Source organism: Kitasatospora sp. NPDC001547 (assembly GCF_042894165.1).
Taxonomy (GTDB): domain Bacteria; phylum Actinomycetota; class Actinomycetes; order Streptomycetales; family Streptomycetaceae; genus Kitasatospora.
Genome location: NZ_JBIAVL010000008.1, coordinates 307,346 through 314,889, shown reverse-complemented (window position 1 = coordinate 314,889; position 7,544 = coordinate 307,346). Strand labels below are relative to the sequence as shown.

The following is a 7,544-nucleotide window of genomic DNA, read 5'->3' as shown; positions in this document are numbered from 1 at the left end:
CCGATACGACAAACGCGGATACGTCTACCTCGGCACCATCACCGCAGCCGCCCTCGCCATCTGGCTCCGCACATGATCGACCGGACGGAGCCTAGCCGGGCGTCGGCGGCAAGGCCTGCTCACCCGACTCCTCGCCGGCTGCCGGACGGAGCGGCCGAGGCAGCCAGGATGAGCGCCACCGAGCGGCGGACTGCCCTGCCTTCCGGGGCATGCGACAACGCGGCACCCTTCGGTTCCGCTCGGCCGCACTCGGTGTGATCCGCCGGCTGCCTCCACCACAGGGCCCGTCGTCACCGCAAAGCCGTTGCCCACAAGCTTCCTGACCAGCTGTCACATATCGCGCCCCTGTCCGGTCAGTCCGGTGGAACGTGGCGAGTGTGCCACGTTGTCCCATCACCGAGGGCACCGGAGGTCTGGACGTCGTGCTGACAAGAACCCGCTGGAGCGGGATCACGAAACCTTTGCTGGCGTTCGTGATCGCCGCTCTCACCGTCGCCGCCACCTGGGTCGGGACGCAACCCGCCGAGGCGGACACCGGGCCCGGCTTCTGGAGGTACCTGCACACCAAGATCATCGCTGACGCCTCATCGGACATCTCCGGCGAGAGCGAGTACAAGGAGATCGTCAACCTCATCCGCCGGGCGGCGGGGCACCCGTTCGACGGCGACATCCAGGAGATCCAGGAGCACGCGGGCGGGCTCATCGTCCTCGAACTGGAGGGCGACCTGAACGAGCACCGGGGCACGCTGCTCATCAACCCGCACTCGCTCTACATCGCGGGTTTCGCGACCGCCCACAATTACTACTACTACTTCAGGGACGCGGCCCCCACCGTCATCCAGGAGATCCGGGACCTGGCCGTGTCGCAGCACGGCCATGCCGTCGAGCTGCCCATGAACGGCTCGTGGAACGAGTGGGAGCAGCGGATCGCCGACTCGGGCGTCGGGCTGCAACGGAACTTCAACGCCGCGGACTTCGGCAGTGCCGGCTGGCAGCTCTGGCGGTTCCCGCCCGGGCCGGTGCAGAGCCTCGACATCCCGTCGATCGCGGAGTCCATGCGCACCCTGTCCGCCGCCTACGAGCTGGGCGTGCGGTGGACCAGCTTCCGTGACGACGTCGCCCAGGCCATGGGCCGCACGACGTACCAGACCAGGGTCCCGGTCTACGACGAGCGGGCCTTCGAGGTCCGCCGGGCCTGGGCGCGGTGGACCAACTGGGCCGAGCGGTACGCGGTCTGGTGGCGCAACCACCGGGCCGCGCAGGCTTCCACCCCGCTCCCGGAGAGGATCGACATCGGCCCGATCAACGGGACGCTGAACACCCTGGGCGACCTCCACCGGGAGGTCCGGATGACGGTGTACCTCAAGGGGGCCCACTGAGGCGCCGGAGACGGAGCCCGGCCGGAGGCGAACTCGCCTCCGGCCGGGCTCCGTCGCGCCGCGGGCACGCGGCGGCGGGCGGCCGCTACTCCCGCCCCTGGGTGTTCGTGAGGATGCGCAGCGCGGAAGCCAGGTCGGAGACGGTGCGCAGCGTGCCGTTCACGGGCCCCAGGGTGACGGGGAAGGGCAGGGCGTCACCGCCCGCCGTACGGTCGTTCGCCAGGAAGGGGATGTTGGGCAGCGTGTCGTTGCTGATCTTCTCCCAGTTGGCGCGCAGCTCCCGGGTGCGGTTGTCCATGACGACCGCCGAGGAGGTGTTGTTGGCGAGGGCGTCGCCCATCCGGTCGCGGAAGAGGGTGTAGTGGGAGGCCTGCGCGTAGGCCGGGCTGAGGGTGAGCAGGTACTGGGCGGTCTGCGGGAGGAAGCGGTCGATGTACTCCGGCTCCGGCGAGCCGCCCAGCGAGGAGGCCGCGTCGCGGAAGGACCGGGTGCCGATGCCGGTGGGGGCGGTCAGGCCACCGCTGGTGGCCGCGGTGTACCAGGCGTCGAACGATCCGGACAGGTGTGTCTGGTAGGTGCGCGAGCCGATGTTCCTGGCGTACCTCTTCATCTCCTCGACCATGGCGGGGTTGGCGTCGCTGAAGTAGAAGACGACCTCGTTGCGGGCGTGGAAGCCGGTGAGGTACCCGCTGTGGGGGTTGAGGAACAGGGTGACGAGCCGGGCGCCCGTGTGCTCGCGGAGGTCGATCCCGATGATGCCGTCGGTGTCGGCCTGGCTGAGCCGGATGTCGCCGCGGACCGTCGGGCCGGCCATCCAGTTGCGGATCTGGGTGACCACGGAGAAGTACTGGTCCCGGCCGGCGGATCCGCCGGGGTGGGCGGGGTCGTCGTCGAGTCTGTGGATGACCCAGGTCACCTTGTCCGGAGGGACGGCCGAGGTGGCCGGCGGGGCGCCGAGGGCGGTGAGGGCGAGGGCGGCGGTGAGGGCCGCGGCGGCCGGGCGTACGGTCCGTCGTGTGGTGGGTTTCGGTTTCACATCCAACTGACAGGCCAGAGCCCGTGATTGTGACGGCCGCCGTCGCTGCGGGCGGGGTGCCGGGCCCCGGTCTGTCACACCGGGCGGCCCTGTCCGGTCATCTGTGTGGTCGCCGGCGGCCGGTGCTCGCGGTGGCCGGCCGCACACGGCCGGGTCCGAAGTTCGAAGGGCTGCCGCCGAACTGACCACGTCCCGGCCCTCCGCAACGGCGGCTGGGCCCTTCCAGCAGGAGGCACCACACCATGCGACGCCGGAACTTCCTGCGGCTCTCGGCCGCCCTGCCCCTCGCCGGCCCCGTGACGGCGGCGGACCGCGCGCTGGCGGCCCCGGCCGACGTGCTGCCGGGCCGGGCCGCGGTCGTGGAGAGCGTGCGCCGGGTCAACGACCACTGGATCAACGGCCACGGCGATCCCGGCGACAACCGCTGGGCCAGGGCCACCTACTTCGGCGGCACCATGGCCGCCTACCGGCTGACCGGCGAGCCGCGCTACCTCGCCTACGCCGAGTCCTGGGCGGAGAAGCACGACTACGGCCTCGCCGGCGGGGTGGCCACCCGGCACGCCGACGACCACAACGCCGGCCAGGTGTACCTGGACATCCACGAGGTGCGCGGCGGGGAGGAGCGGATCGCGGACATCGAGGCCTCCCTGCACCGGATGGTCCACACCGACCGGCCCGAAAAGGACGACGACTGGTGGTGGGTGGATGCCCTGCACATGGCGATGCCCCCGATGGCCCGGCTCGGCGCGCTGCGCGGCGACAGCGCGTACTGGGCGAAGATGTACGCGCTGTACGACCACACCAAGCGGGTGCGGGGCGGCGGGCTGTACGACTACACCCACGAGCTCTGGTACCGCGACGACACCTGGTCCCCCGGCGGCGGCGGGCGGCTGTCGCCGGACGGCAGGCCGGTGTTCTGGTCCCGGGGCAACGGGTGGGCCTACGCCGCCCACGCCAAGGTGCTGGCCGTCCTGCCGTCCACCGACCGGCGAGCGCCCGAGTACCGGTGGAACGTGCAGGGGATGAGCCGCGCCCTGCTGGCCCGGCAGCGCCCGGACGGCTTCTGGAACCCGTCCCTGGCCGACCCCGGGCACCTGCCCAGCCGGGAGTCGAGCGGGACCGCCCTGTTCTGCTTCGGCCTGGCCCACGCCATCCGCACCGGCGTGATCGACCGGGCCACCTACCTGCCCGTCCTCGCCAGGGGCTGGAACGCGCTCGTGCGGGACGCCGTGCACCCGGACGGGAGGCTGGGCTGGGTCCAGGGCATCGGGGACCGCCCCGAGTCGAGCCGGCCGATCACCTACGAGAGCACCGCCGACTTCGGGGTCGGCGCCTTCCTGCTGGCCGGCTCGCAGGTCGCCCGACTGGCCTCGTGACCGCGCCGGGTGGCGGGCCGCGCGGGGCGCCAAGGCGGGCTACCGGGCGGCGGCCGGGGCCAGGAACTCCTCCAGGGAGCCGACGTCGCCGGTCCTGGCCGCCGCGAGGAAGACCTCCAGCAGCCGCCGGTGCTCCCCCGCGTCCGCCCTCCCCCGCCGGCCGGCCGCGAGGCGGCGGCGGGCCCGGCTGGCGATCTGGCGGATGTTGACGGCGCTGAGGCGCAGCATGCCGGCGAGGTCGGTGTAGGTGTACTCGAAGGCCTCGCGCAGGACGTACACCGCCCGCTCGGCGGGGGTGAGCGTCTCCAGGACCAGCAGCAGGGCGAGTTCGACCTCCTCGGCCTGCTGCACGCCGGCCTCGGGGTCGGCCGCGAGGTCGACGCAGTCGGGCAGCCAGGGGCCGATGGAGGTCTGGCGGCGCGAGCGGGCGGACTGGGCCACGTTGATGGCCAGCCGGGTGGTGGCGCGCGACAGGAAGGCCACCGGGCTGACCACGGCCGTGCGGTCGGTGTTCTGCCAGCGCAGCCACACGTCCTGGACCACGTCCTCCGCCTCGGCTCCGCTGCCCAGCATCCGGTAGGCGATGCCGAAGAGGTGCGGCCGCAGGTCCTCGAAGACGGCCGCGGCCTCCTCCAGGGCGCCGTCCCCGGCGGCCGGCCGGGGGGCCTCCCACGTCCCCGACTGCTCTGCGGACTGTTCTTCGCACTCGGTCACCACGGCTCCGTTCGACACCCGGCATCGGTCGATGCCCTGGTGGACACGCTGCCGTCCGGACCCGTCCCGGGGCGCCGGGGAAATCCCCGGTCCACCCCCGGGTGTTCCCCGGGGCCTTCGGCGCCCCGGCCGTCAGGGGCCGGCCAGCACCGTGCGGAGCTTGTTGCGCGAGGTGACGTCGAGCTTGGTGAAGACCTTGCCCAGGTGCCACTCCACGGTGCGCGGGCTGATGAACAGTTCGGCGCCTATCTCCGAGTTCGTCATGCCGTCGGCGGCCAGCCGGGCGATCTGCCGCTCCTGGGGGGTGAGGGCCTCGCGGAGGTCGCCCGCCTCGGCCGGGCGGTGCCGTACCGTCTCGCCGGTGGCCAGGAGTTCGCGCCGCGCGCGCTCGGCGAAGGCGCGGGCGCCGAAGCGCTGCAGCATCGCGTGGGCGGTGCGCAGGTGCTCGCGCGCGTCGGCCCGCCGGTTCTCACGGCGCAGCCACTCGCCGTACACCAGGTGGGCGCGGGCGAGGTCGACGGCGATCCGGCCGCGCCCGAGGCGCTCGACGGCCTCCCGGTGCAGCCGTTCGGCGGCCGGGCCCTCGCTCACCAGGGCCCTGGAGCGGGCCAGCACGCCCAGGGCCCAGTCCGTACCGCCGGCCTCGGCGCGTTCCGCCAGCCGGCGCAGGGACGTGCCGGCCGCCTCGGGGGCACCGGCCCGTACGGCCGCCTCGACGTGCTCGGCGAGGGCGGACCCGACGAGCGCCAGGTCCTCGTACGCCACGGCCCGTTCGGCCTGCTCCAGGGCCTCCCGGTAGTGGCCGAGGCCGTTGTACAGCACCGCGAGGAGATAGTGCTCGGCGCCGATCGCCCGCCCCTCGCCCCACGAGGTCGCCTCCGCGACGCCGCTGCGGATCGTCTCCGCGGCCTGCTCGCCCTCGCCGCGCCAGGCCGTGAGCAGGATCGAGGGGTAGCCCACCGGCGAGTGGCCGGTCGCCTCCCCGAGGGTGGCGGCCTCCTCGACGAGCGCCGCGGCGAGGTCGAAGTCGCCGGTGTGCACGGACAGGACGGCCCGGTACCCCAGCGCCAGCGGCAGGAAGTTGAGGGCGCCGCTCTCGCGGGCCGCCCTGACCGCCCGCTCGGTCAGCCGGTGCCACGTCTCGTCGTCCCAGATCTCTCCGGCGACCAGCCAGGTCAGCCAGAGCCAGCGCATGGCGTCGCCGCCCTCGTACGCGGCGGCCTGCCGGAACGCGCCCAGCGCCGACCTCAGCAGTGGCCCCCCGGCGGCGCAGCCGTCGGCGAACCAGGCCACCAGGCCGTCCAGGAGCAGGTCGGTGGGCCGCGCCGGACGTGGTGCGGGCGGTGCCGTGCGGGCGGCCTCGGCGACCTCCCGCACGCCGGTGCGGTCCGCCAGGCGTCCGGCGTAGACCGCCGATCCGATGGCGTCGAGGTAGGCCTCGCGGGCGTGCGCGTCGCCGGTCCGGGCCAGTCGGCCGGCCGCGTCGAGCAGCAGGGGCAGCGCCTCGCCGCCGCGCCTGCGGGCCAGCACCAACTGGGCGCGCAGCCGGGTCAGTCGGGCGTGCTCCGCCTCGTCCGGCCGGCTCAGCTCGGCGGCGGCGAGGAGTTCGAGCGCGGCGTCGGGGGAACCGGCGTCGAACGCGGCCCGGGCGGCGGCCTCGGCCCGGGCTCCGCGCCGGACCGGGTCGGGCGTCAGCTCGGTCGCCCGTCTCAGGAACGCCGCCGCCGCGGCGATCCCGCCGCGGGCCTGGGCCCGGCCGGCCGAGCGCTCCAGCTCGCCCGCCAGGGCCTCGTCGGGTCCGAGGGCCGCGTGGGCGCGGTGCCAGGCCCGGCGGTCGGAGTCGACGTCGGGGTCGGTCGCCTCGGCCAGGGCGCGGTGGACGTCCCGGCGCACGGTGGGGTCGGCGGCGCGGTAGGCCGCCGAGCGCACCAGCGGGTGGCGGAAGCGGACCCGGGTGCCGAACTCGACCAGTCCGGCCGCTTCGACGGCTCCCGCGGCGTCCGCGTCGATGTCGAGCCGCTCGGCGACCCGGCGCAGCAGCGGCACGTCGCCCACCGGGTCCGCGGCCGCCGCCAGCAGCAGCCGCTGGGCGGCGGCCGGCAGCGATCCGATGCGCCGCAGGTAGGTCTGCTCGATCTGGCCGGCCAGCGGGCGGGCGTCCGGGCGTCCGAAGCCGCCGGCCAGTTCGGCGGCGGTCAGTCCCCTGGTCAGCTCCAGCAGGGCCAACGGGTTGCCGCTGGTCTCGGCGACGATGCGGTCCCTGACCCGCTCGTCCAGCCGGCCGGGGACCAGCGATTCCAGCAGCGCCCGTGCGTCGTCCTCGCGCAGCCCCCGGACGACGGTCTCGGGCAGCCCGCGGAAGGGGTCGCCGTCCGCGGCGGGCGCCGAGGCGCGCACCGCGAACACCAGCGCCACCCGCTCGGCGAGCAGCCGACGGGCGACGAAGGCCAGGGTCTGGACGGAGACCCGGTCGAGCCACTGGGCGTCGTCCACGGCACAGACCAGCGGTTCCTCCTCCGCGGCCTCGGCCAGCAGGCTGAGCACCGCCAGGCCGACCAGGAAGCGGTCCGGCGCGCTGCCCGCGCTCAGTCCGAACGCGACGGCCAGGGCGTCGCGTTGCGGGCCGGGGATGCGGTCGAGGCGGTCCGTCAGGGGCACGCACAGCTGGTGCAGTCCGGCGAAGGGCAGCTCCATCTCGGACTCGACGCCGACGACCCGCAGGATCCGGCACCCCGTCGCGCCGCCCACCAGGTACTCCAGCAGGGCGGACTTGCCGACTCCGGGCTCGCCGCGCAGCACCAGCACCTGGCCCCGGCCCGCCCGGACACCGGCGATCACCCGGTCCAGCGCTCCGCATTCGCTCCGCCGGCCGCGCAGCGCGGGTAGCCCGCGCGGGTCGCGCGACCCGCGCCGAGGGGCGCCGCCCGCCATCCACCACCACCATGCAGTTCCAGGTTCGGCCCTGATCGGCTCGGACCGTCCTCATCATGCATCAGCTCGCGTGGACGAACAAACGGTGCGCCGGTTGCTCTGCCGGGG

Annotated in this window: 4 protein-coding genes and 1 pseudogene; 2 read left to right on the top strand and 3 right to left on the bottom strand. The window is 74.4% G+C overall.

Annotated elements, in window-relative coordinates:
• Nucleotides 1-422 precede the first annotated feature (422 nt).
• Complete coding sequence (locus tag ACFY0X_RS18260) at nt 423-1,379, top strand: ribosome-inactivating family protein (RefSeq protein WP_387755704.1); 957 nt, start codon at nt 423-425, stop codon at nt 1,377-1,379.
• An 85-nt stretch (nt 1,380-1,464) separates the two neighbouring features.
• Here ACFY0X_RS18260 and ACFY0X_RS18255 read toward each other — a convergent pair whose 3' ends face one another.
• On the bottom strand, nt 1,465-2,415 hold the full coding sequence (locus tag ACFY0X_RS18255) for a ribosome-inactivating family protein (RefSeq protein ID WP_387755702.1): 951 nt from the start codon (nt 2,413-2,415) through the stop codon (nt 1,465-1,467).
• Between the two features lie 242 nt (nt 2,416-2,657).
• On the opposite strand from ACFY0X_RS18255, the gene ACFY0X_RS18250 reads away from it, so the two are divergent.
• A complete protein-coding gene (locus ACFY0X_RS18250; protein WP_387755699.1) occupies nt 2,658-3,791 on the top strand; it encodes a glycoside hydrolase family 88 protein in 1,134 nt (377 codons plus the stop codon).
• A gap of 48 nt (nt 3,792-3,839) precedes the next feature.
• Here ACFY0X_RS18250 and ACFY0X_RS18245 read toward each other — a convergent pair.
• Nucleotides 3,840-4,427, bottom strand: a pseudogene (locus ACFY0X_RS18245) (sigma-70 family RNA polymerase sigma factor); the annotation flags it as partial.
• A 210-nt stretch (nt 4,428-4,637) separates the two neighbouring features.
• Entirely contained in the window at nt 4,638-7,343 is a 2,706-nt protein-coding gene (locus ACFY0X_RS18240) for a LuxR C-terminal-related transcriptional regulator (protein WP_387755696.1), read from the bottom strand.
• Nucleotides 7,344-7,544 lie beyond the last annotated feature (201 nt).